Here is a 24,006-nt window from a genome sequence, read left to right on the forward strand (position 1 = left end):
GACATGATCGCGGCGGGGTGGGGGAGAGGACGGGTTCGACCCTCGAACGAGTGGTCAGGGCGTAGTAGGCTCTCGCAGACCCGAGGCCGGGACCTTCCGACGAGGCCCCCTCGACCTGGCGGGCCACCGCCCGTACCACCGTTTGTCCGTCTGCGTTCTACGCGTCATGCACCTGTCATGCCGCCCACGTTCGCCCGACCGCCCGACCGTCCGCCCGCCTGCCCACCGCGTCCCGCCCGCCTTCTGGCCGTCCGCCTCCCGACCGCCCGCCGTCTCCCCCGTCGCCGTCCCGATGTCGTCCGCCCGCCACAGGCTCCCGCCGGCGGCCCCTCGAACCGCTCCCCGTCCGCGCCTGGCACTTCCCGACCGAGGACTCCATGCGTCTGCGCAGCAGCTCGATCCGCGCGAAGATCATCGCGCTGCTCCTGGTGCCCATCGTCGCTCTCACCGCCCTGTGGGCGTACGCGACGCTCGCCACCACCGGAGACGTCTGGAGCCAGTTGGAGGTCAGCAGTACGTACAAGGAGTTCGGGACGCCGGTCGACCAGTACGCCTACGCGCTGCAGAACGAGCGGCGCGCCGCCGTCCAGCGGCTGGCCGACCCGGGCTCGCGGTCCGCGCGGGACGCCTTCGAGCACGCCCAGGGCGTCACCGACCGGGGTCTGGCCGCCCTGCGGCAGAAGAAGGACGGGAGCAACGGGCGGCTCGACGCCGCCCAGCGCGGCCGCTACCTGCAGATCCTCGCCGCCGCCGACCAGCTCGTCCCGCTGCGCGCCCAGATCGGCCGCTCGGCCCTCAACTGGGAGTTCGCCCTCGGCCAGTACAGCGACCTGGTCAAGCCCACCTTCGGTTTCCGGTCCGCTTTCGTCGCCCGGCAGAGCGGCCAACTGCCCCGGCAGGGAACGATCCTGATCGAGCTGGCGCGTGCCCGCGAGTACCTGTCCCAGGAGGACGCGGCGATGGAGGGGCTGCGCACCGCCCCGGGCAAGCCCACCGCCGAGCAGTACCAGGTCGCGCTGGACGCCCTGCACAACCAGCAGGCGCTCTTCACCGTGTACGTCGCCGAGCTGGAGCCGGTCGACCAGGCCGACTACATCGCCCTGCGCGGCGGCGAGGCCTGGGCGGCGCTGGCCCGCGCCGAGGCCGACTTCGTCGGCGCGGGCGGGCCGGACCGGGTGGTCCAGGCGATCAACGGCGACGCCTGGCGGGAGACCGCCGACCGCGCGCTGGGCGACCTCGCCGCGATCAACACCAGGCTGGCCGGCACCATCGGTGACCGTGAGCGCTCCTACGCGATCGGCCTGCTGTGGCGCGGCGGCATCGCCGGTGCCATCGGCCTGGTCGCGGTGGTGCTGTCGGTGCTGATCTCCTACCGGATCGGCCGCGGCCTCGCCCGCGAGCTGATCGGCCTGCGCAACGCGGCCAACGAGCTGGCCGGCACCCGCCTGCCCTCGGTGATGCTGCGGCTGCGCCGCGGCGAGGCGGTGGACGTGGCGGTCGAGGCGCCGGAGCTGGAGTTCGGCCCGGCCGAGATCGGCCAGGTCGGCCGCGCGATCAACGCCGTGCAGCGGGCCGCCGTCGAGGCCGCCGTCGAACAGGCGGAGCTGCGGCGCGGCGTCTCGGCGGTCTTCGTCAACCTGGCGCGCCGCAGCCAGGTGCTGCTGCACCGCCAGCTGACGCTGCTGGACACCATGGAGCGCCGCACCGAGGACCCGGCGGAGCTGGAGGACCTCTTCAAGGTCGACCACCTCACCACCCGTATGCGCCGGCACGCCGAGGGCCTGATCATCCTGGCCGGCGGCTCGCCGGGGCGCGCCTGGCGCAAGCCGGTGCGGATGGTGGACGTGGTCCGCGCCGCCGTCGGCGAGGTCGAGGACTACGCCCGGGTGATCGTCCGACCGTTCCCCGGCACCGGCCTGCTGGGCAGCGCGGTCGCCGACGTCACCCACCTGGTGGCCGAGCTGGTCGAGAACGCCGCGGTGTTCTCCCCGCCGAGCACCCAGGTGACGGTCCAGGGCGAGGTGGTGGCGCACGGCTTCGCCCTGGAGATCGACGACCGCGGGCTCGGCCTGGGCGAGCAGGCCCTCGCCGAGATCAACGAGCGCCTCGCGGTGGAGCAGGAGTTCGACCTCGCGGACACCGACCGGCTGGGCCTGTTCGTGGTCAGCCGGCTGGCCCGACGGCACGGCATCCGGGTCCACCTGCGGCCCTCGCCGTACGGGGGCACCACCGCGGTGGTGCTGGTCCCGCGCGAGCTGCTGGCGGAGGCGCCGGACGGGATGCCGGAGCCGGCCGCGGCCGGTGCCGGACCGGGCGCCGGTGCCGCCTCCGCCGTCGGCCCTGCGGCCGGGCCCGCGGCCGGCCCGGCTGCCGGAGCCTCCGCCGGCCGGCGTCCGGCGACGGGCCGGCGCGGCCAGCGGGACCTGGTCGCGGTGCCCCCGCTGAGCGGCGAGGAGGGAACCGGCAGCGGTACCCGCACCGCCGGGTCCGGCTCCGGCCAGGGCGGCCGGCACCGGGGGAGCGGCGGTCCGCGCCCGTCGGCGCCGGAGCCCGCCCGCACCCCGGGCGGCCTGCCGCGCCGTTCCCGGACCAAGGGCGGACCGCTGCTGGTCGCGGCCCCCGACGGCAGCGGGGAGGAGGGCCCGGGCACCGGGCGGCACCGCCGCGCCGAGCCGCCGGGCGCCGACGCGCCCGCCGTCGACGTGCCGCCCGCCGAGACGCCGTCCGCGGACGTTCCGGCGGTCGAGGCGGCCCCCGGCTGCGCCGCCGCCGAGGCGACGCCGGCGGACGCCGCGCCCGTCTCCCCCCTGCCGTCCCGCGCTCCCGGCACGGCCGGCGTGCTGCCGCGCCGCGTCCGGCAGGCCAGCCTCGCGCCCCAACTGAAGGAGCGCGCCGCGGAGGAGGCCCGGCGGAGCGCGGGCAGCACGGCCGGCACCCTCGCCGCCGAGACCGCCCGGGAGCGCTCGCCGGAGGAGGCCCGGGCGGCCTTCACCTCCTTCCAGCGCGGTTTCACCCGTGGGCGCGGTGCCACGGCCCGGTCCGTGCCGGCACCGGCCCGTCCGGTCGCCGTGCCGGCCTGGCAGCCCCCGGACCCGTCCCGGCGGGCGATCGCGCCGGCGCCCGCTCCTGCGGCGCTGCCCGCGCCCGCCGCCGGCTCCCCGGCCCCGCTCGCCCGCCGGGTGCCGCCCGCGCCCCCGGCGCCGCGCGCCGACCGGTCCCCGTACGCACCACCCTCAGGACCCCCCGGGCCCCCGGCCCGGACCGCAGGACCCGCACCATCCGGAACACCGGCAGTACCCGCACCACCCGCCCCAGCGGAAGGAACTGATTCATGACCACTTCGACGCAGTCGTCCGGGGACCTCAACTGGCTCCTCGACGACCTGGTGGGGCGCGTCGCGGCCCTGCGGCACGCGGTGATCCTCTCCAGCGACGGTCTCGCCACCGGCGCCTCCCGCGATCTCGAGCGCGAGGACGCCGAGCACCTCGCCGCCGTGGCGGCCGGCTTCCACAGCCTCGCCAAGGGCGCCGGCGGGCACTTCAAGGTGGGCGGCGTCCGCCAGACCATGGTGGAGCTGGACGAGGCGTTCCTCTTCATCACCGCGGCCGGCGACGGCAGCTGTCTGGCCGTGCTCAGCGAGGCCGAGGCCGACATCGGTCAGATCGCCTACGAGATGGCCCTGCTGGTCAAGCGGGTGGGCGAGCACATGGCCGCCGAGCCGCGCACCGAAGCCGCCCCGCCGGTGAGATGAGCGGCCCGATGGCGGACGAGGAGCCGACGAGCGAACAGGACGACCCGGGCGAGGACACGCTCGAGGTCGACCTGTTCCGGCCGCGCACCCAGGTCGACGACCGCTGGTTCGACGACGACGCCGGCCCGGTGGTGCGGCTGTTCTCGATGACCCGGGGCCGTACCCGGCCGGTCGAGGACGGCCTGTTCGACCTGATCTCGCTGATCACCGCCGCCGAGCCGGGGCCCGACGCGGGGGCGGTGCCCGCGCACGTGCTCGACCCGGAGCACCAGACCATCCTGGCCTGGTGCCGCCGGGAGCCGCTGTCCGTCGCCGAGCTCGGCTCCTACACCGACCTGCCGGTCAGCGTCGTCCGGGTGCTGCTCGGCGACCTCTACGACGCCGAGCTGATCAGCGTCACCCGACCCGTTCCGCTCGCCGAGCTGCCGGACGAGCGCCTGCTGCGAGACGTGATCAATGGACTCCGTGCGCTCTGACCCGACCACCCCGGCGGGGGCGTCCGCCGTCCCGACGGCCGCGTCCGGCGCCGCCGCGACCACCGACCCGAGCTGGCGCGGCGGCCCGGGCGTCGCGGTGAAGATCCTGGTCGCCGGCGGCTTCGGCGCGGGCAAGACCACCCTGGTCGGGTCGGTCAGCGAGATCCGCCCGCTGCGCACCGAGGAGGAGCTGAGCGAGCTCGGCCGCCCCTTCGACGACATCTCGGGCGTGGAGGCCAAGCGCACCACCACCGTGGCGATGGACTTCGGCCGGATCGACCTGCGGCCCGGCCTGGCGCTCTACCTCTTCGGCACGCCGGGCCAGGACCGGTTCTGGTTCGTCTGGGACGAGCTGGCCCGCGGCGCCCTGGGCGCCGTGGTCCTGGCCGACACGCGCCGGCTGGCGGACTGCTTCCCCTCGGTGGACTTCTTCGAACAGCGCGGCATCCCGTTCGTGGTGGCGGTGAACTGCTTCGACGGCACCGAGGCGTTCACGGTCGAGGAGGTCCGCGACGCGCTCGACCTGGACCCCGACATCCCGGTGCTGCTCTGCGACGCCCGGCGGCGCGAGGACGGGAAGGAGCTGCTGGTCAACCTGGTCGAGCACGCCGCGGCACGGCGCCGCAGTGCACCGGCGCGGGTCTGACGGCGCGTCCGGCGTCTCATTCGGACGTCCGCATTCCGGACGTTCTGTGGACGGGAGGTTGCCTCGACCGGCCCGGCGTGGAAGGCTCTGGGGTCGAAGGCCGCCCGGGCTACGGTTCCGGGTGCCTCAGGAACATCCGGCAAGGGGGGAGGGAAGCACCGTGACCGTCGACCAGCGACGCGCAGCCGTCACGTCCGCCCCCGCCCCGGTCACCCCGGCGCTGACGGTCCGCCGCTACATCGACCAGGCGCTGATCTGCAGCGCCTGCTGTCGCTGACGGACCAGCCCCCGGTATCCCGACGGATCCTCCGGCCGGCCTCCTGCGCCCCGCTCCGCGGCCTCTCCGAGCCGCCGCGCGAGCCCCCGCCGGAGCGGCCCGACGGACCGTCCACTCGTCGACCCGGCCCGGTCGGACCCGTCCGACCGGCCGCCGCTGCCCAGGCCCGCATCGCGGAGAGCACCAGTGAACCCCCTCCTCCCCACCCAGGCCCAGCCCCTCGCCGACCCAGCCGCCCGTGCCGCCGGCGTCGCGGGCGGAGCCGTTCGCGGCCGCTCCGACCTCGAACCGTTCTGGCCGTCGCGGCAGCCGCACCTGTTCGACCAGACGTGTCCGGGTTCGCCCAGCGCGTCCCGGCCCTCCGCCCGCTGACCTCGTTCAGCGCCGGCGCACTCCGCCCGGTCGACGCGCAGACGACTCCACCCCGTCCGTTCCGCGCGAAATGAGCAGCACCATGACCTCTTCCTCCACGGCCACCCTGCCCCTGCCCAGCGCGACCCCGCACCTGCGCGCAGTCCGTTCCGTTCCCTCGACCGGCGACCGGTCGATCGCCGACCGGTCGACCGCCGAGCGCTGGCACGCCGGTCCGGCGCCCCAGCGACAGGTGCCCGCCGCGGCACACGTCGCGGCGGTACCGGCACCGCCGACCGTCCCCGCCCCCTCGGCTGCGCAGGCCGCGCGGGCCCCGCAGCCGCCGCAGGCGCTGCTCGCCGCGCTTCCGGAGGGTGCGGCGGTCGTCGCCGCGCTCCCGCCGGGCGTGCTGCCGCAGGCCCTGCTCGCCCAGTACGGCGCGCAGTTCGGCGCCGCAGCCCCCGGGCACCCGATGGTCGGCTACCTGGTGCTGGTGCCCGCCGAGGGCGGGGCCCCGGCCGGTCCGGCCGCGGCGGCTCCGGGCGCCGGTGGGCCGGCCGCCGTCCGTCCGGTCCGCCCCGCCGACCGTGGCATCACCGTCGACGTCGAGCGCCGGAACGCCTACGTCGACGGCCGGTTGCTCGACCTCACCTACCTGGAGTTCGAGCTGCTGGCGCACCTGACCGAGCACCCGCAGCGGGTGCACACCCGGGACCACCTGGTCTCCGCCGTCTGGGGCTACGGCCACGTCGGGGACGGCCGGACGGTGGACGTGCACGTGGCGCGGCTGCGCCGGAAGCTCGGGGCGGCCTACCGGGACAGCATCGTGACCGTTCGTCGGGTCGGCTACAAGTACTCGCCGGTGGCCTGACCCACGGCCGCCCCTGGCGGGCACTGCCGTGGGCCGGGAGGGCGTTCACCGTGAACGCCCTCCCGGCCGCGGTGCCTCGTCGTGACGACGGGCCTCCCACAGCGTGCGGCGGGCCCGGGGCGGCGGCCGGACCTCGCGCGGTGCCGGTGCCGGTGCCGCGAGCCGGTGGAGCCGGGCGGTCGCGCGGGCCTCAGCGGCTCAGCGTGTCGATCTCCGTCAGCTCCTCGGCCGTCAACGGGCCGCCGTCGAGCGCGTCGATGTTCTGGTCCAGCTGGGCCACGCTGCTCGCCCCGATGATCACCGACACCACGCGCTCGTCCCGCAGCACCCAGGAGAGCGCCAGCTGCGCGAGGGTCTGCCCGCGCCGCTCGGCCACCTTGCTCAGCCCGCGCAGCTGCTCCAGCTTGGCCTCGGTGAGCGCCTCCTCCTTGAGGAAGTGGCCGACCGACATCCGAGACCCGGCCGGTACCCGCCCGCTGAGGTAGCGGTCGGTCAGCAGGCCCTGGGCGAGCGGGGAGTAGGCGATCAGGCTGGTCTGCGTGTCGCCGACCGCGTCCAGCACGTCGCCCTCGACGGTGCGGTTGAGGATCGAGTACGCCGACTGGTTCATCAGTACCGGCGTGCCCAGGGCGCGCAGGATCGCCACCGCCTCGCGGTGCTGCTCCGCCGGGTAGTTGGAGATGCCCGCGTACAGCGCCCGGCCCGAGCGGACCGCGGAGTCCAGCGCACCCATCGTCTCCTCCAGCGGAGTGTCCGGGTCGTAGCGGTGCGAGTAGAAGACGTCCACGTAGTCCAGGCCCATCCGGCCCAGCGACTGGTCCAGGCTGGCCAGCAGGTACTTGCGGCTGCCGCCGTCGCCGTACGGGCCGGGCCACATGTCGTAGCCGGCCTTGCTGGCGATGAACAGCTCGTCCCGGTACGGGCGGAAGTCCTGGGCGAAGAGGTAGCCGAAGTTGCGTTCGGCGCTGCCGTACGGCGGGCCGTAGTTGTTCGCCAGGTCGAAGTGGGTGATGCCCCGGTCGAAGGCTCGGCGCAGGACCGCCCGCTGGACGTCGAGCGGCTGGGCGTCCCCGAAGTTGTGCCACAGGCCGAGCGAGACGGCCGGGAGCTGCACGCCACTGCGGCCGGCCCGGCGGTAGGTCATCGAGGCATAGCGGTCATCCGCGGCGAGGTAGGTCATGCCGGCCATCCTGCCAGCCCGGCGCCGGGATCGACCATCGACGAGCGCGGCGGCCCCCTTCTGTACCTAGTGGTATGGACAGCTGTACCTACAGGTATGTACAGTGCTGCCCATGGCAACCCAGGACCGCCTCATCGAGAGCACCCAGGAACTCCTCTGGGAGCGCGGCTACGTCGGCACCAGCCCCAAGGCCATCCAGCAGCGCTCCGGCGTCGGCCAGGGCAGCATGTACCACCACTTCACCGGCAAACCCGACCTCGCCGCGGCCGCCCTGCGCCGCAGCGCCGAGCAGATGCGCGCCGTCGCCGAGGCCGATCTCGCCGGCCCGGGCACCGCCTACGAGCGGATCGCCGCCTACCTGCACCGCGAGCGCGACGTGCTGCGCGGCTGCCGGATCGGACGGATGGCCCAGGACCCGGACGTCGTCGCCGACCCGCAGCTGCGCGCCCCGGTCGAGGAGACCTTCGACTGGTTGCGCGGCCGGATCGCCGGGCTGATCGCCGAGGGCCAGGCAGCGGGAGAGCTGCGCGCCGCCGCCGATCCGGCCGACACCGCCGCCGCCGTGGTGGCCGTCGTCCAGGGCGGCTACGTCCTCGCCCGGGCCGCCGGCAGCGCCGAGCCGTTCGAGCGGGCCGTCCGCGGCGCCCTCGGTCTGCTCGCCGCCCACCGGGCCGGCTGAGGACCGGAGCGGCCCGTGCACGCCATGCAGTACGAGATCACCCTGCCCGCCGACTACGACATGGGGATCATCCGCAGGCGGGTGGCCGAGAGGGGCCACCTGCTGGACGCCCACCCCGGGCTGGGGGCCAAGGCCTACCTGGTGCGGGAGCGCGGCGAGGACGGCTCGCCGGTCAACGCTTACGCCCCGTTCTACCTCTGGCGCACCGCCGAGGGGATGAACGGCTTCCTCTTCGGCCCGGGCTTCCGAGGGCTGAGCGCCGACTTCGGGCGTCCGGCCGTCCGGCACTGGCTCGGGGCCGGGCTGCGCCACGGCGCGGGTCGGCGCCCGGGTCGCGGCACCCCGGCCACCGCGACCCGCCGGCTGGAACGCCTTCCCGAGGACGTCGACCCGGCCGAGGCGGTCGCGGCGGCCCTCGCCGACCTGCCCGACCACCCCGACCTGCACACCGCCGCGGTCGCCGTCGACCCCGACCGCTGGGAGCTGATGCGGTTCGCACTCTGGGCCGGCCCGGTGCCCGACGGGACCCCCGGTACCCGCTTCCGGGTCCTGCACCTGAGCCGCCCCGAACTCGACCGGCTGCCGGCCGGCCGCCACTGGTGACAGACCGACCGATGAAGGGACCGACCTACCCCATGGAACCCGCCGCGCTCGCTCCCGCGCCCCTCGACCGCGCCGCCGGCTACGCCCTGCTGGACGAACTCGCCGGTCCCCGGACCACGACCGCCACCCTGCAGGGGCTGGACGCGCTGGCACCGGGCTTCGCCGACTGGATCGTCACCGCCCTGTTCGGCGGCACGTACCAGCGGCCCGGACTCTCCCTGCACGACCGCCAGGTGGCCAACCTGGCCGCCCTCACCGCGCTCGGCGGGGTCGAACCGCAGCTCGCCGACCACGTCCGCAACAGTCTGCGGATCGGCCTGACCCGGGAGGAGGTCACCGAGGTCCTGGTCCACCTCGCTCCCTACGTCGGCGTGCCCAGGGCCCTGGCCGGGCTGCGCGTCGCCGCGGCCGCCTTCGCGGCGGCGGACGGCGAGGCGGGCCACGAGGCGGCGGGCGACGAGGCGGACGACGAGGCGGGCCACGAGGCGGCGGACGGCGAGGCCGCAGCATGAGCGCCACCGTCCGCACCGTCCTGGGCGACCTCGACCCGGCCGAGCTCGGCGTCTGCGACGCCCACGACCACCTGTTCCTGCGCAGCCCCCGCCTCCCCGGCGAGGAGCTGGACGACCCGGTCGCGGCCGAGGAGGTGCTGCACTCGTTCGCGGCGGCGGGCGGGCGGTCGTTCGTCCAGTGGAGCCCGTACGGGACGGGCCGGGGCAACGACGTGCTCGCCGGCCTCTCCAGGGCCACCGGCGTCCACCTGGTGACGGCCACCGGCCTGCACCAGGCCGTCCACTACGACCAGGCCCTGCTCGACGGGTGGTACGAGGGGCTCGCCGAGCTGTTCACCGCCGAGCTGACCACCGGCCTGCGCGGTGCGCCCGACGGGACCAGGGCCGGGCTGATCAAGGTCGCGGGCGACAACGGACCGATGACCGGGCACACCCGCCGGGTGCTGCAGGCGGCCGCCGAGGCCCACCACGCGACCGGGGCCCCGATCGCCGTCCACCACGACGCCGGGACCGACCCGATGGCCGTGCTCTTCCAGCTCGGGAGCCGGTTCCACGTCCCGCCCGAGCGGCTGATCCTCGGCCACCTCAACCGTCTCCCGGCGCTGGAGCCGATCCGCGAACTCGTCGACCTCGGCGTCTTCGTCGCGCTGGACGCCCCCCGCCCGGGCGACGCCGCCGCCGAGCGGCACCTGTTCGACATCCTCGCCACCCTGCTCGACGCCGGCCACGCCGACCGGATCCTGCTGGGCGTCGACACCACCACCCGCTCCGCCCGCTGCGCCCCCGGCCCCGCCCACCTGCTGACCTCCCTCGCCCCCCGGCTCGCCGATGAGTTCGGCGCGGAGCTGCCGGGACTGGCGCTCATCGCGAACCCGGCCCGGGCGCTGGCCGTCGACTGGAAGGCCTGACCGCGGCCGGACCCGCCCGGGGCCGTCCCTTCCGCCGCGTCCGCCCTGCCCGGCCCGTCCGCCCTGGCCCGTCCGTTCCGCACCGCCCGTCCGCCCTGGCCCGTCCGTTCCGCACCACCCGTCCCGTGCCCCGCGCGGCCTCCGGTGGCCGCGTCCGCCCGGCCGGGTTTGAATCTGGGGAACGGTCGGACCAGGCCGTGAGAGGCGGATTCGACGATGCCCCGATGGTCGGCCTTCTGCCGGATCGCGTTCGGCGCCCTCGCGGCCGTGGCGCTCGGAGTCGTGGGCTACCGCGCCGCGACCGGGCCGGTCGGGGTGCCGGACTTCTTCGGCTACTTCACCACCCTGAGCAGCATCGCCGCCGTGGCCGTCCTGCTGCTCGGCGGCTGGGCGGGCCTGACCGGCGGGCGCCCGGTGCCGCCCGTGGTGCGCGGCGCGGTGGTGCTCTGCACGACGGTCACCGGGCTGGTCTACGGCCTGGGCGTGGCGAGCTACCCCGGGGAGGTCGTGCTCCCCTGGGCCGGCCAGGTGCTCCACCGGGTGGTGCCGGTCGTCATGCTCGCGGACTGGCTGGTCGACCCGCCTGCGCGCCGGATCCGGCTGCTCCCGGCGCTGGGCGCCTGGCTGGCGTTCCCGCTGCTCTACCTCGGCTGCACGCTCATCCGCGGTGCGGTCACCGACTGGTACCCGTACGCCTTCCTCGACCCGGCGCTGCCCCGCGGCTACGAGCGGGTCGCGGGGGCCTGCTTCCTGACGACCTGCGGCTTCGCCCTGGTCGGGGCGGCGTTGGTCTGGTCGGGCAACCTCGCCTCCGAACGCCGGGCCGCCTGGACCGGCACCCGCCCCGGGCCGGGCCGCGCGCCCGCCCGCCCTACCTGAGCGGCGCGCGTCACCCCTCCCGCAGCCCCCTCGTGGCCGGTCCGCGCCGCCGCCGCCCCGGGCGGAGCTCAGCCGCCGAGCAGGTGCATGATCGGCTGGCCCAGGGCGCCCAACCAGCCGGCCAGCGCGGAGATCGGGCCGACCAGTCTGGAGCCGGCGGCGGCGAGGGCGCCGGCCGTGGTGAGCACCCGGGTGATCCGGGTGAGGCGGCCGGCCACCACCTCGCGGTCCGGCTCCGGGCGGTTGACCTCCGTGTCGAGGGAGTCCAGCTCCGCCCGGACCTCGGGCACCACCGCGGGCGGCAGCTGCGCCTGGTCGACGGCGGTCCGCAGATCGCCGACGAGGCCGCGCACGTCCTGTCCGTCCGCGGTGAGGTGGCCCGACAGGCCGCCGTGGACGGTCTGGTCGCCCGCGACGTTGTTGACCACGCCGCCCTGCTGGTTACCGATGTTGAAGACCATGGGGGCCTCCTCCGGGGGCTGTCGGGGCGGGCTCACCGCGCCGGCGGCGGGACGTTGAACCGCCGCGACTCGTCCTCCTCGAAGCGCCGTCGGCGCGAGGTGGTGACGATGTGCAGGACGATCCCGATCACCATCAGGACGGTGCCGATCGTCGCTGCTGCGAAGCCGATGGCGCCGACCGGCACACCCCCGATCTTCGGCCCGAGCAGGTCGGGGACGGAGTAGTCGGTGCTCTCGGAGTTGACGGCGTCGCTGCCTGCGGAGATGAACCTCATCAGCGCCCAGAAGTAGACCCCGCCGCCGACCAGGAACATCACGAAGCCGGTGACGATCAGGTGGCGGGCCCTGGTCCGGGTGGCGGCGATCTCGCGGAAGAAGTTGTCCCGCCGCTCCTGCATGACGTTGTACTGGTTGCCGGCGACGTTGTTCAGGTTCCAGGCCTGCTGGTCCCTCACGTCGAAGCGGCGCTCCTCCCCGGGGGGCGGCGGCTGCCCCGGCTGCGCGTAGTGCGGCGGCGTCGGGTGGCCGGCCGGGGGTGTCGCCGGGCCCGGTGGCCTCGGTGCCGCGGGCCGGCCCTGCGGTGGCCCCGGGGGTCGCTCCGGGTGCGGCGGCCGGGGCTGCCCCGGCCCCGGCGTCGGTGTGGGCGGCTGCACGGTGCGGAAGCTGGCCGTCGGCCCCGGAGCACCGACCCCGGGGACGGTGACGTCGGCGTCGCGCGGCTCCTCGTAGTGCACCTCGAACGGTCCGAAGTCCAGCACGTCCCCGGCGTGCACCTCCTCCTGCCCCGACACCAGGTGGCCGTTCAGCTTGGTGCCGTTGGTGGAGGAGAGATCCTCGACGGTGGTGTGGCCGCCGGTGCGCCACACCACGGCGTGCCGCCGACTGACGCCCGGATCGCCCACGTGGATCTGACAGTCGGAGCTCCGGCCGACCAGCATCGGCTCGTCGGCGAGGACGAACACCTGACCCTTGAGCCGGTCGGGGCTGTCGACGACGAGGCGCGGTAAATCGAGCTCTCGCGAAGGCGGGCTCATGGCACGACCTCCTGGCGGTGAACCGGTGAACCACCGGCGGCGGTGACGGAGCGCTTCGCCCTGCCGCCGGCTCGGGTGCCCTCCCTTCCAGTAAAAGCCACCGCGGTGGTGTGGCGCAGCCCCTGGCCCGATCCGCCGGACGGGTGACGGCCACGGCACGACGCCGACCGCGCGCCCGCGGTGATCCACGCCTCCACCTGCGCGCCGGCCCGCGTTCGCCGCCCGTCGCCGGGCCCCGCGTCCGCGCTGCCCGACCGGCCTGTCGGGCAGCGCGGGCCGGCGCGTCTCATCCTTCCGGTCCCCGCTGGTCGGCGGGTCCGAAGGGCCCCCGAGGGGCGCTAGGGTGGGGTACCGCGCCTCGGCGACGGCCTCTGCTGTGGACGGGGGAACCGGGGCGGCCGCCCCGGTGTCCTAGCAACTGCCCGCTAGTGGCCGGGTGGGGAGTTCGAGGCGTGGGAGCAAGCAGGACATGGGTCTGACGAGCCACAAGGTGTTGGCGCTGACCGTAGTGATCGCCGTGGTGATGATGGTCGGCACGGTCTGGCTCTGGCCGAGACTCGCGAAGCGGAGCTGGCAGGCCGTGCTCGGCCGCATCGGCGCGCTGCTCGCCACCCAGGTCACCGTGCTCGCCGCGCTCGGGCTGGTGGCCAACAACTACTTCGCCTTCTACAGCAGCTGGGACGACCTGCTCGGCACCGGCGACAACGGACCGGTCGTCATCCAGAACAAGGCGGACGCCTCCGGCCGCCTCCTGGTCGAGACCATCGGCCACGCCAACGTCCAGGGCGGCGGGGCGCTCGGCCGGGACCCCAAGCAGTCCGGGGAGATCCGCGAGGTGCGGATCGACGGCGCCGTCTCCAGGCTCTCCACCGAGGGGTACGTCTACCTGCCGCCGCAGTACTTCCAGCCCGAGTACGCGCAGAAGCAGTTCCCGGCGGTCATCATCAGCACCGGCTTCCCCGGCATCGCCAAGAACCTGGTGACGCGGCTCAACTACCCCGGTGCCGCCCTGAAGTTGCTCCAGGAGGGCCGGATGCAGCCGACCGTCCTGGTGCTGATGACCCCGTCGCCCGCGCTGCCGAAGGACACCGAGTGCGAGGACGTCCCGGGCGGCCCGCAGTCCGACACGTACTACACCAGGGACGTCCCGTCGGCGATCCAGGCGACGTTCCGGGTCTCCACCGCTGCGCAGGCCTGGGGCTTCATGGGCAACTCGACCGGGGGCTACTGCGCGCTCAAGCTGGCCATGCGCCACCCGGACGTCTTCCCCACCGCCGTCTCGCTCTCCGGCTACTACCGCGCCGCCGACGACCCGACCACCGTCGACCTGTTCAAGGGCGCGGACGGTGAGCAGCGCCGCAGCGAGGCCGACCTGATGTGGCGGCTGAAGAACCTGCCGCAGCCCAAGGTGTCCGTGCTGCTGGCCGGCACCAAGGAGGGGGACGGCGAGTACCGGCGCGACACGGAGGCGTTCGTGGGCGCGGTGCAGAGCCCGATGAAGGTCTCGTACAGCATGCTGCAGACCGGCGGCCACAACTTCGAGACCTGGAGCAAGCTGCTGCCGTCCTCGCTGGAGTGGCTCTCCGAGCGCCTGAAGGTCCCGGGCCAGCCGGTCTGATCCGGGCCGGCCCGGCCGGCCCGGGGATCGACGGGGGCCGGGCCGGCCGGGGCGGGAGGGGCGGGCGGAACCGTCCCGCGGCTCAGGCCACCTGCTCCAGCGTGCCGGTGTGCAGCTCGCCGACCCGGCCGCCCTCGCCCTCGTACGTCCAGAACGCGCGCACCGTCAGCTTGCCGAGGTCCATCACGTGGCTGACGGTGATGCCGCTCTGCTCGGTCCAGCTGACGAAGTACAGCTCCGGGCCGACCTCCGCGACGTGCAGGGCCACGTCCTCCCACTGGCCGGCCGATTCGCCGAGGCCCTCCCAGCGCAGCCGCTTGCCGTCGGCCGAGTAGGCGTTGCGGAAGGCCGCGCCGTTGTCGACCTGGAAGAGGTAGGTACGGCCGGCGAAGGCGGGCAGGGCGGCGGTCATGGCGGGACGGGTCCTCGTCTCTCGTCGTGCGGGGCCGGGCGTACGACCCGGGGCGTGTGGTGCGGTGCCTGCGGTGCTGTCCACGCGGTCCGGGCGGACCGGTCCACCGGGGTGCGGGCCGGTCGGCACGTGGCCGCGGATGGACCTCCAACCTATCCGACGAGGTGACCTCCGCGGCGTACTTGCCGACAGCCCGCCACGGCGCGGGGCCCCACCCAGGCCGCACACCGGGTGTGAGCCCGGAACATGGGCCGCCCCGGTGACCCGGCCGTACCGTGCTGGCGCCGGCCCACCGGGACGTGGGCCCGGCCCGGTCCGACCACGGAGCCGCCGATGCCCAGCACCCGCACCACTCGAGCGTGGACCCGCCGCACCACCCGACGCGCGACGCTCGCCGCCCACCGGACCCCCGCCGCCCTTGCCGCGCTGCTCGCACTCACCCTGCTCCTCCTGGCCGTGCCGGCGGCTCCCCCGGCAGACGCGGCGGGGGCCGCCGCGGCCCCCCGCCGTGACCGCGGGACCGACCCTGGAGGCGACCTTCCCCTCCCCGGCCAACGGCTGGGCCAAGGTCGAGCGCTACCTCGACACCACCCCCGGCTTCCCCGCCGAGCAGTACCCGCCCGGCGGACGCGGCGACCAGGACGGCGCCCGCCTCGCCTACTTCGGCGGGGTCCGCCAGCCGTTCTCCGGCAGGTTCCTCCTCTACTCCGCCGCCGGCTGGGACACCGGCGGCCACGCCACGCCCGTCCTGCTCGTCCACGGCGCCAACGACAACGCCGACCGCGCCTGGGCCGACCCCGGTGAGAGCGGGAGCTGCGGCGCCACCGGCCCGGCCGGCTGCCCGTCCACCGGTCTGGCCCAGTACCTCGCCGGGACCGGCCACCGGGTGTTCGCGATCGGCTTCGCCCACAAGCACGGCGACAACCTGCTCCAGGCCCAGGCGGTCGGGGACGCCGTCGCCCTGATCCGCGCCCGGCTCGGAGTGCCCCAGGTGGACGTGGTCGCCTGGAGCAAGGGCGAGGTGGCGGCCCGCGCCTACGTCTCCTCCGTCCGCCCGGCCTGGGGGCGGGCGTACGCCGGGGACGTCCGCCGGCTGGTGACGCTCGGTGGCCCGAACGGTGGCCTGGACTATGTCTACGCCCACGGCTGGGCGTTCTCCCTGGCCTCCTGGCCGGCCTGCGGGGGCACCGCCAACGCGCCCTCCCCGCACCTGTACATGACCTGCTACGGGACGTACACGGCGCAGCCCTGCCTCGGCGTGCTGCCGTCCGGCGGCCACGACTGCTACCCGGGCCAGCGCCAGCTGCTCGCCCGCTGGGACGGCACCTACGGGGTGGACGGGACGGCGCAGGACTGGTGGACGACGTACTACGGCGGCCAGGGGGTCTTCACCTCCGGCCAGGGCGTCCAGGCGGCGATCGACGCCGGCTCCCTGGTCGGGCCGCTGCAGCGGGCGGGCGTCCCGGCGGCGGTCCGCACCTACCTGCTGGCGGGCGGCACGGCCGACATCCCCGGGGTCCTGAACGAGAACCGCGGGCCCAGCGACGGCATCGTCTTCACCAGGAGCGCGCTGGACACCACCGGCATCGCCACCGTCGGCGGCACCCGGCTGCTGGAGGGGCTCAATCACCTGGAGCTGGCCTGGTCCCCGGAGGCGATGGCGCAGGTCGACGCCTGGCTCGGCTGAACCGGCCCCGGAAGGCAGGCGGCCGACCCGGCAACCGGTCACCGGTGACCGCGACTCGATCGGCTCCGGCGGGGCCGCCCGCGGACCGGATGTGAGCTGTGCGACAACCGACCCCGCCGGGTTGTCGCGTCCGGGAGGGGCTGCCTAGCCTGCTCGGGACGTCCGCTTCGCGGACCTCCGCCGTCGGGACGCCGAGTCCTGTCCACCCGCCGGCCGGCAACCGAGCACCACAGCGGACGGGAGCGGGGGACCCAAGGTAGTGCCTCGGCCCGTGCGCTCCCGCGCGGCCGAGGCTAGGGGTGAAGCCGCTCCACGCGCGGCCGGGCGACCTCTGCCCGAACCCGACAGCTCACCTCGCAGGCGTCGCAGAGGACACTGCCATGCAGAAGCCTGCCCGGCGCCGCGCGCCGCGCCATGCCCGACCCTCCCACCGCGGCCGCAACGCGGCCTTCGCCGTCACCGGCGCGCTCGCCCTCGGCGGCGCCGGCCTGCTCGGCCTCCCGGCGGTCACCGGTGCGCACGCGGCGACCACGCCGACCGTCACCCAGGACAAGCTCACCCCGGCCACGATGGTCGCGGGCAAGGCCGCCACTGCCTCGCTGACCGTCCACTCCTCGGCCTGCTTCACCACGAAGACGGTCGGGGTCGGGGTGCGCGACGCGGCCGGACACAACCTCGACTTCCCGGGCAGCGTCGCGAACGCGCAGATATGCCCGAGCGGGCTGTCGGTCACCACCGGATCGCGCACGCTGCCGGCCGGCACCTACACCCAGTTCGGCTTCTGGCAGGACCTCGGCGGCGCCTGGCACAACCTGCCGTCCCAGCAGCTGGTGGTCTCCGCGGCCACCGCCGCCCCGAGCCCCGCCCCGACCGCGACGCCCACGCCGTCGGCCACGGCCACCGCCACCCCGAGCAGCCCGGCCGCCGCGGCGCCCGTCGCCGGGAAGAAGCTGACCTGGTCCGACGAGTTCGACAGCCTCGCCCTGGGCTCCCGCTGGACGGCCGACCGGAGCAGCTCGTACCACTACGGCGACCACAACCCGGACGACAACAAGCTCGACTGGCTGAACAAGGACAACGTCGCCGTCTCCGGCGGTGTCGCCACCTTCACCGCCCGGCCGAGCGCCCACACGCTGGAGAACGGCAAGAAGGCCTGGGACACCGGCCTGCTCACCACCGAGTACTCCACCGAGGGCTTCAAGGTGCAGACCGGCGACTACATCGAGACCCGGGTCAAGCTCCCCGCCGGCACCGGCGCCTGGCCGGCGCTGTGGACGTGGAACGGCACCAGCGGCAACCACGGCGAGATCGACAGCTTCGAGTACCACGCGGACAACGCGAACCTGCTGGAGCTGACCAACCACATCAACCCGGGCTACAAGTACGTGACCGATGCGAAGTCCATCGCGCACGACCAGTGGGTCACCGTCGGCACCCAGTACGGCGCCACCTCGGTGGACTGGTACATCAACGGGGTCAAGGTCTTCTCGGACGGCAAGGGCGTCGGCGCCGGCTGGTCGGCCTACCCGATCCTGAACCTGTCGCTCAGCGCCGGGCAGTACCACCCCGCGCCGACGGGAACGGCCCCGATCACCTTCGCCGCCGACTACCTCCGCGTCTACCGCTGACCCGACCGCCCGCCGGCGGCCCCGCGCCCGTCGGCCCGCCGGGATGATCCGGACGCGCCGGAGCGCCGACCCTCCGCACGAGGGGCGGCGCTCCGGCGTGTCCGCGGCATCGCACCACGAGGGGGCTCAGCCGGTCCGGACGACCGCGATCTCGAACGGCTGCTTGTTGTCGGCCTCGTTCCTGTCGTCGTCGCCGCGCACCGCGACCCAGCCCCCGGTCAGCGTGCTCGGCGCCGGGACCGTCGGGGCCAGCCGGACCGGGATCCGCGCCGTCGCGCTCCGGAACCTCGGCAGGCCGGCCGGGAAGGTGCAGCGCACCCGGTGGCCGTTCTGGAACGGGTAGCAGTTCTCGGGGTAGAACGGGCCCTCCGGCTCCACCCCCTCGGGCAGGGTGACCACCAGGGTGAAGGGGGAGGCGGTGCGGTCCGGGCCGAAGTTCGCGACGAAGGCGTGCACCGTGGTGGTGCCGCCCGGCGCGGCGGCGTCCGGGTCGATCCGGACCACCACCAGGTCGGAGTCGGACGTCGCGGGCGCCGCCGCGACCGGTACGGCAGCCGGTGCGGCGGCCGGCGCGGGAGCCTGCTGCCCCTCGTCGTCGGTCGGGCAGGCCAGCGCCGGCCCGGCTGCCAGCGCCACCAGCGCGCACCCCACCGTCAACGACCTCCCGAGGAATACCCGTGCGGACCCTCTGCGCGACATCGGCGCTCACCCTGCCCTCTGCTTCCGGCGCCCCGCACCGTCGCGGGGCATTGCGTCCGCACCCAGCGTGACCGACCGGTCCGCCGCGGCCGGGGCAACCCGCCCTCGGGCCGCTCGAACGGGCGAACCGGCCCGCGGAGCCCGGGCAGGGCGGTGAGCCGGTGCGGGAGCCGGCGCAGAGGACAGGTGCGGAGGGCCGCTGCCCGCGGGGCGGCGCAGGAAGTCGCGCGCAGGAAGTCGGAGGATCCGACTACCTGCGCACCGATGCCACATGACGCTCGGTCAGGGAGCCAGGACCTGCCCCAGCCTGATCGCGATCTGCTGCATCACCGGCACCAGCGACGAGGCGCCGGCCTGCTCCTCCAGTGCCCGGATCCGGGCCTCCGGGCCCGAGACCGAGAGTGCCGTCGGCGTCGGCGCGCCCGGTACCGCGAGCGCGATGCAGCGCACCCCGATCTCCTGCTCCTGGTCGTCCACCACGTAGCCGCGCTCGCGGGCCTGCGCCAGCTGGTCCAGCAGGGCCTGCGGATCGGTCACGGTGAACTCGGTGTGGGCGGGCAGCGGATTGGGCCCGAGGACCGCGCGCGCCTCGTCCTCCGGCAGCTGGGCCAGCAGGGCCTTGCCGACACCGGTGCAGTGCGGCTGCACCCGGCGGCCGACCTCGGTGAACATCCGCATCGAGCGCCGCGACTGCACCTGCCCGACGTAGACCACCTCGCCGCCCTCCAGCACGGCCAGGTTGGCGGTCTCGCCGGTGGCCTCCATCAGCTCGGCCAGGTACGGGCGGGCCCAGCTGCCGAGCAGCCGGCCGGCCGTCTCGCCCAGTCGGATCAACCGCGGGCCCAGGGTGTAGCGGCGTGCGGTGTCCTGGCGGACATAGCCCTGCTGGACGAGGGTACGAACCAGTCGGTGGATGGTGGGCATGGGCAGGCCGGAGGAGGTGGAGAGCTCGCTGAGCGTCGCCACGCCACCGGAGTCGGCCAGCGCCTCCAGCAACTGGAAGGCGCGCTCGACGGACTGCACACCGCCGCTCGCGCGGTCCGGGCCCGTCGTCGATGCTGTGTCGGGGGTCGAGACCACCGGCGTTCCCTTCGCTGTCGGGGGAGGAGTAGAGTCCCTGCGATCACCTCAACAAACCGTTGAAATTCTGTATCGCGGAAACTAGTCTCCACTTTACAGAATCGAACCCTCCGGTAGGTGGGTTCAGATCGGTTCAGATCAAGGACGTTCCCACCGGAACTCCCTTCGCCGTGCTCAACCGTCTTAGGAGTGTCCTGCTCATGGCTACAGATCAGGGACCCGCCGGCGCCTCCCCCGCCGCTCCGGTCGTCACTGTCGCCGGTCCGCGCGTCCACCGGGCGGAGGAGGTGCTCACTCCGGAGGCGGTCGCCTTCGTCGTCGGCCTCCACCGCGCCTTCGAGGACCGCCGACAGGAGCTGCTGGCCCGCCGCAGGACCCGCCGCGCCGAGATCGCACGGGCCGGCACCCTGGACTTCCTCCCCGAGACGGCCGCCGTGCGCGAGGGCGACTGGACGGTGGCCGAGGCCCCGCGCGCGCTCCAGGACCGCCGGGTCGAGATCACCGGCCCCACCGACCGCAAGATGGTCATCAACGCGCTCAACTCGGGCGCCAAGGTGTGGCTCGCCGACTTCGAGGACGCCACCGCCCCGACCTGGGAGAACGTGGTCAGCGGCCAGATCAACCTGATCGACGCCTTCGAGGGCCGGATCGACTTCACGTCCTCGGCCGGCAAGACCTACAGCCTCAGGCCTGCCGCCGAGCTCGCCACCGTCGTGGTCCGCCCGCGGGGCTGGCACCTGGACGAGAACCACCTGCTGGTCGACGGCGTCCCGGTGGCCGGTGCCTTCTTCGACTTCGGGCTGTACTTCTTCCACAACGCGGCCCGGCTGATCGCCCGCGGCGCGGACGACCCGAACTCCGGCCCGTACTTCTACCTGCCGAAGACCGAGAGCCACCTCGAGACGCGGCTGTGGAACGACGTGTTCACCCACGCCCAGGCCGCCCTCGGCATCCCGTACGGCACCATCCGTGCGACCGTCCTGATCGAGACGATCACCGCCGCGTTCGAGATGGAGGAGATCCTCTACGAGCTGCGCGACCACGCGGCCGGGCTCAACGCGGGCCGCTGGGACTACCTGTTCTCGATCGTCAAGAACTTCCGCGACGCCGGCGAGCACTACATCCTGCCGGACCGCAACACCGTCACCATGGCCTCGCCGTTCATGGCCGCCTACACCCGGCTGCTGGTGCAGACCTGTCACCGGCGCGGTGCCCACGCCATCGGCGGCATGGCCGCGTTCATCCCGAGCCGCAAGGACCCCGAGGTCAACGCGGCCGCCCTGGAGAAGGTCAAGGCCGACAAGGACCGGGAGGCCGGCCACGGCTTCGACGGCTCCTGGGTGGCGCACCCCGACCTGGTCCCGGTCGCCCGGGCCTCCTTCGACGCCGTGCTCGGCGACCGCCCGAACCAGAAGGACAACCCCGGCCCGCCCGAGCCCGTCACCGCGGCCCAACTGCTCGACATCGCCGGCGCCGGCGGGACCTGCACCCACGCGGGCCTGCACAACGCCGTCCAGGTCGGCATCCGCTACATCGAGGCGTGGCTGCGCGGCCTCGGCGCGGTCGCCATCTTCAACATGATGGAGGACGCCGCCACCGCCGAGATCTCCCGCTCGCAGATCTGGCAGTGGATCAACAACGGCGTCGTGCTGGCGGACACCGGGGAGAAGGCCACCGCCGACCTCGTGCGCCGCCTGGTGGCCACGGAGCTGGCCGAGCTCCGGGCCGAGCTGGGCGACGACGTCTACGCCGGTGGGCGCTGGCGCGAGGCCGCCAAGCTCTTCGAACAGGTCGCCCTGGCCGAGGAGTTCGCGGACTTCCTGACCCTTCCCGCGCTTCCCCTGCTGGGCTGAGCCCAATCTATCCGCGCGCGGGCCGGCTGCCGCCTGCCAGGCTGTAGCAGACCCGCGGCCCTTTGCTCCGTTCCGTACGGCGACGAATCCACCTGTCCTCTCGTCGCCGTACGGAACGGCCTTCCGGAGGAACCTCATGGCACGCATCTTCTTCAACGGCCAGGCCATGGTCGGCGGCCCCTTCCACGCCTCCGTCGCGGACGCGCTGGTCGGTCCGGTCCGCACCGCCCCCGGCTACCGCTTCTTCTCGATCGACGTCGGCGGCGAGAGCGACGTCTGCCCGGGGCTGCACCCCGACCCGTCCGTCGACACCGCGATCGAGGGCGAGCTGTACGACGTGAGCCTGGAGCACCTGCGCGACGTCGTCCTGCCCGGGGAGCCGCGCGAGCTGGAGCTCGGGGTGATCGAGCTGGCGGACGGCTCGGCCTGCCTCTCCATGCTGCTCGCCCGCGGCGAGGCGGAGCGCGGCGTCCACCGCGAGATCACCCACCACGGCGGCTGGCGCGCCTACCTCGCCACGCTCGGCCGCACCGCCTGAGCCGACGCCGGGTGGACCGGCTGCCCGCCGGGCGTCTCGCCCGGCGGGCCGTTGCCGTGCCCGGCGCGGCCCGCGGTCGGGCCGTCGGCCGTGGTGGCCCTGCCACGCGCCGGATCGGTGACCAGGGGCGGTCCCGGCGGGGTGACGCGGTCCGGTGCTGATCCCGCGCCCGGCCCCACCCAGGCGCGGGATCAGCACCGGACCGCGTCCGGCGACGTCCGTGGCGGTTCCCACCGCCCGGAGCGCCGGGGTCGTGGGCACGGGCACGCCGCAGCCCCGGACCCTCGCCGTGGGTCCGGGGCTGCGTTCCGCTGGCCGGCCGGGAGGGGCGGCTCGCGGAGTCCGGGTCACGCACCGTCCCTGGGCGGCCCGGAGTGGGAGGGGAGCGGGAGGACCGGGAGGACCGGGAGGCCTCCCGCTCCGGGAGGGGTGGAGCGGACCGGGGATCAGACCGGCCGGGAGGCCAGCTCCTTGGCGGCCCGGGCGCAGTCGCGGGCGATCCGGTCCTCGTTGACGGTGGTCAGCTGGCCCTTCTCGACGACGGCGTTGCCGTTGACGAAGAGGGTGGCCAGCGGGGGCAGGGCGCCGAGGGTCAGGGCGGCGATCGGGTCGGCGATCGAGGAGTGCATGATGCCGTCGATCTTCCACAGGGCGAGGTCGGCCAGCTTGCCGACCTCGATCGAGCCGATCTCGTTCTGCCGGCCGAGCACCCGGGCGCCGCCCATGGTGCCAAGGCGCAGCGCCTGGCGTCCGGTGAGGGCGGTCGGGGAGCCGTGCAGGCGGTTGATCAGCAGCGCGTTGCGCAGCTCGGTGCCCAGCTCACCGGACTCGTTGGAGGCGGTGCCGTCGACGCCGAGGCCGACCGGTACGCCGGCCTTCAGCATGTCGGGGACGCGGGCGATGCCGGCGGCGAGGCGGGCGTTGGAGGAGGGGCAGTGCGCCACACCGGTGCCGGTCTCGGCGAACTTGGCGATGTCGGAGTCGTTCATGTGGACGCAGTGCGCCATCCAGACGTCCTCGCCGAGCCAGCCGACCGACTCGAAGTAGTCGGTCGGGCCCATCCCGAACAGCTGCTTGCAGAACGCCTCTTCCTCGGCGGTCTCGGAGCCGTGGGTGTGCAGCCGGACGCCCTTGCGGCGGGCCAGGACGGCCGACTCGCGCAGCAGGTCGGTGGAGACCGAGAACGGCGAGCAGGGCGCGATGGCGACGTGCAGCATCGAGCCGAAGGAGGGGTCGTGGTACTTGTCCACGGCCGCCTCCGAGGAGGCGAGGATGTCGTCGAGCTGCTCGACGGCGTGGTCCGGCGGCAGGCCGCCGTCCTTCTTGCTGCGGTCCATGGAGCCGCGCAGTGCGGTGAAGCGCAGGCCGAGCTCCTGGACCGCCTCGATGGAGGCGCCGAGGACGTCGCCGCCGTCCTCGGGGAAGACGTAGTGATGGTCCGAGGCGGTGGTGCAGCCGGACTTGAGCAGTGCGGCGGCGGAGCCCTGCGAGGCGGCGTGGACGAGCTTCTCGTCGATCCGGGCCCAGGTCGGGTAGAGCGCGACCAGCCAGTCGAAGAGGATGTCGTCCTGGGCGAGGCCGCGGGTGATCCACTGGTAGAAGTGGTGATGGGTGTTGACCAGGCCGGGGGTGACGAGGTGGCCCTCGCCGTTGATCCGGCGCACCACGTTGTCCAGCCACTGCGGGGCAGGGCCGTTGCCGACCGACTCGATCCGGTTGCCGAGGATGACCACGTGGCCGCGGGCGTACTCGGTGTCGTTGGCGTCGACCGTCGCGATCGCGACGTTCTCGATCACGATCCGCTGGTCGGCGGGCGGGGGCTGGACTGCCATGGGGAACTCCTATGGGGGAGGCCGGGCGGGC

22 protein-coding genes and 1 riboswitch are annotated in these 24,006 nt (G+C 74.6%); of the genes, 15 read left to right on the plus strand and 7 right to left on the minus strand.

Going from position 1 to position 24,006, the window contains the following annotated elements; translation table 11 throughout:
• The first annotated feature begins 377 nt into the window (after nt 1-377).
• The 5 genes from MCM47_RS17070 (at nt 378) to MCM47_RS17090 (ending at nt 6,372) form a co-directional block, all read left to right on the plus strand.
• Complete coding sequence (locus tag MCM47_RS17070; protein WP_238862471.1) at nt 378-3,335, plus strand: nitrate- and nitrite sensing domain-containing protein; 2,958 nt, start codon at nt 378-380, stop codon at nt 3,333-3,335.
• The gene (locus MCM47_RS17075; protein WP_238862472.1) at nt 3,332-3,751 is read left to right on the plus strand and encodes a roadblock/LC7 domain-containing protein; all 420 of its coding nucleotides are present in this window, start codon (nt 3,332-3,334) and stop codon (nt 3,749-3,751) included. Before MCM47_RS17070 ends, MCM47_RS17075 begins: the two co-directional genes overlap by 4 nt.
• An 8-nt stretch (nt 3,752-3,759) precedes the next feature.
• Complete coding sequence (locus MCM47_RS17080; RefSeq protein WP_308222343.1) at nt 3,760-4,227, plus strand: DUF742 domain-containing protein; 468 nt, start codon at nt 3,760-3,762, stop codon at nt 4,225-4,227.
• Nucleotides 4,208-4,873 (plus strand): ATP/GTP-binding protein, encoded by a 666-nt coding sequence (locus MCM47_RS17085; protein WP_374209145.1) that lies wholly within the window; start codon nt 4,208-4,210, stop codon nt 4,871-4,873. The genes MCM47_RS17080 and MCM47_RS17085 overlap by 20 nt, the downstream gene beginning before the upstream one ends.
• Nucleotides 4,874-5,604: 731 nt before the next feature.
• Complete coding sequence (locus tag MCM47_RS17090) at nt 5,605-6,372, plus strand: winged helix-turn-helix domain-containing protein (protein ID WP_255752305.1); 768 nt, start codon at nt 5,605-5,607, stop codon at nt 6,370-6,372.
• Between the two features lie 190 nt (nt 6,373-6,562).
• Here MCM47_RS17090 and MCM47_RS17095 read toward each other — a convergent pair whose 3' ends face one another.
• Nucleotides 6,563-7,552 carry an aldo/keto reductase gene (locus tag MCM47_RS17095; protein WP_238862473.1) on the minus strand — a complete coding sequence of 330 codons (990 nt, stop codon included), beginning with the start codon at nt 7,550-7,552 and terminating at the stop codon, nt 6,563-6,565.
• A 112-nt stretch (nt 7,553-7,664) separates the two neighbouring features.
• On the opposite strand from MCM47_RS17095, the gene MCM47_RS17100 reads away from it, so the two are divergent.
• The 5 genes from MCM47_RS17100 to MCM47_RS17120 all read left to right on the plus strand — a co-directional run bounded on the left by MCM47_RS17100 (nt 7,665) and on the right by MCM47_RS17120 (nt 11,133).
• A complete protein-coding gene (locus MCM47_RS17100) occupies nt 7,665-8,231 on the plus strand; it encodes a TetR/AcrR family transcriptional regulator (protein WP_238862474.1) in 567 nt (188 codons plus the stop codon).
• Between the two features lie 15 nt (nt 8,232-8,246).
• Complete coding sequence (locus tag MCM47_RS17105; protein WP_238862475.1) at nt 8,247-8,834, plus strand: DUF4865 family protein; 588 nt, start codon at nt 8,247-8,249, stop codon at nt 8,832-8,834.
• Nucleotides 8,835-8,845: 11 nt separating this feature from the next.
• A complete protein-coding gene (locus MCM47_RS17110; RefSeq protein ID WP_238862476.1) occupies nt 8,846-9,346 on the plus strand; it encodes a carboxymuconolactone decarboxylase family protein in 501 nt (166 codons plus the stop codon).
• Nucleotides 9,343-10,254, plus strand: a complete 912-nt coding sequence (locus MCM47_RS17115) for a phosphotriesterase (protein ID WP_238862477.1) — start codon at nt 9,343-9,345, stop codon at nt 10,252-10,254. The genes MCM47_RS17110 and MCM47_RS17115 overlap by 4 nt, the downstream gene beginning before the upstream one ends.
• Nucleotides 10,255-10,470: 216 nt before the next feature.
• A complete protein-coding gene (locus MCM47_RS17120) occupies nt 10,471-11,133 on the plus strand; it encodes a Pr6Pr family membrane protein (protein ID WP_238862478.1) in 663 nt (220 codons plus the stop codon).
• Nucleotides 11,134-11,201: 68 nt separating this feature from the next.
• Here MCM47_RS17120 and MCM47_RS17125 read toward each other — a convergent pair whose 3' ends face one another.
• Nucleotides 11,202-11,594: a hypothetical protein gene (locus MCM47_RS17125; RefSeq protein ID WP_238862479.1), complete on the minus strand. Its 393-nt coding sequence runs from the start codon at nt 11,592-11,594 to the stop codon at nt 11,202-11,204.
• Between the two features lie 32 nt (nt 11,595-11,626).
• Nucleotides 11,627-12,628: an FHA domain-containing protein gene (locus MCM47_RS17130; protein WP_238862480.1), complete on the minus strand. Its 1,002-nt coding sequence runs from the start codon at nt 12,626-12,628 to the stop codon at nt 11,627-11,629.
• A gap of 469 nt (nt 12,629-13,097) precedes the next feature.
• Here MCM47_RS17130 and MCM47_RS17135 point away from each other — a divergent pair, with 469 nt between their 5' ends.
• A complete protein-coding gene (locus MCM47_RS17135) occupies nt 13,098-14,246 on the plus strand; it encodes an esterase family protein (RefSeq protein WP_238862481.1) in 1,149 nt (382 codons plus the stop codon).
• Between the two features lie 82 nt (nt 14,247-14,328).
• Here MCM47_RS17135 and MCM47_RS17140 read toward each other — a convergent pair whose 3' ends face one another.
• Complete coding sequence (locus MCM47_RS17140) at nt 14,329-14,658, minus strand: MoaF N-terminal domain-containing protein (RefSeq protein WP_238862482.1); 330 nt, start codon at nt 14,656-14,658, stop codon at nt 14,329-14,331.
• A gap of 508 nt (nt 14,659-15,166) precedes the next feature.
• On the opposite strand from MCM47_RS17140, the gene MCM47_RS17145 reads away from it, so the two are divergent.
• Both MCM47_RS17145 and MCM47_RS17150 read left to right on the plus strand, forming a co-directional pair.
• Nucleotides 15,167-16,345, plus strand: a complete 1,179-nt coding sequence (locus tag MCM47_RS17145; protein ID WP_238862483.1) for a triacylglycerol lipase — start codon at nt 15,167-15,169, stop codon at nt 16,343-16,345.
• A gap of 215 nt (nt 16,346-16,560) precedes the next feature.
• Nucleotides 16,561-16,723, plus strand: a riboswitch (cyclic di-AMP (ydaO/yuaA leader).
• A 2-nt stretch (nt 16,724-16,725) separates the two neighbouring features.
• Nucleotides 16,726-17,973 carry a family 16 glycosylhydrolase gene (locus tag MCM47_RS17150; RefSeq protein WP_238862484.1) on the plus strand — a complete coding sequence of 416 codons (1,248 nt, stop codon included), beginning with the start codon at nt 16,726-16,728 and terminating at the stop codon, nt 17,971-17,973.
• Nucleotides 17,974-18,099: 126 nt separating this feature from the next.
• On the opposite strand, the gene MCM47_RS17155 is transcribed toward MCM47_RS17150, so the two are convergent.
• Together MCM47_RS17155 and MCM47_RS17160 are read right to left on the minus strand one after the other, a co-directional pair.
• Nucleotides 18,100-18,609: a hypothetical protein gene (locus MCM47_RS17155; RefSeq protein ID WP_238862485.1), complete on the minus strand. Its 510-nt coding sequence runs from the start codon at nt 18,607-18,609 to the stop codon at nt 18,100-18,102.
• A gap of 345 nt (nt 18,610-18,954) precedes the next feature.
• A complete protein-coding gene (locus MCM47_RS17160) occupies nt 18,955-19,752 on the minus strand; it encodes an IclR family transcriptional regulator (protein WP_238862486.1) in 798 nt (265 codons plus the stop codon).
• Nucleotides 19,753-19,952: 200 nt separating this feature from the next.
• On the opposite strand from MCM47_RS17160, the gene aceB reads away from it, so the two are divergent.
• A complete protein-coding gene (gene aceB, locus MCM47_RS17165; protein WP_238862487.1) occupies nt 19,953-21,605 on the plus strand; it encodes a malate synthase A in 1,653 nt (550 codons plus the stop codon).
• Nucleotides 21,606-21,741: 136 nt separating this feature from the next.
• Nucleotides 21,742-22,143: a gamma-glutamylcyclotransferase gene (locus tag MCM47_RS17170; protein WP_238862488.1), complete on the plus strand. Its 402-nt coding sequence runs from the start codon at nt 21,742-21,744 to the stop codon at nt 22,141-22,143.
• A gap of 446 nt (nt 22,144-22,589) precedes the next feature.
• Here the strand turns inward: MCM47_RS17170 and MCM47_RS17175 are convergent, their stop codons facing one another.
• Entirely contained in the window at nt 22,590-23,975 is a 1,386-nt protein-coding gene (locus MCM47_RS17175) for an 8-oxoguanine deaminase (protein ID WP_238862489.1), read from the minus strand.
• Nucleotides 23,976-24,006 lie beyond the last annotated feature (31 nt).

This window comes from Kitasatospora sp. A2-31, assembly GCF_022288725.1.
In the GTDB taxonomy this organism is placed as follows: Bacteria; Actinomycetota; Actinomycetes; order Streptomycetales; family Streptomycetaceae; genus Kitasatospora.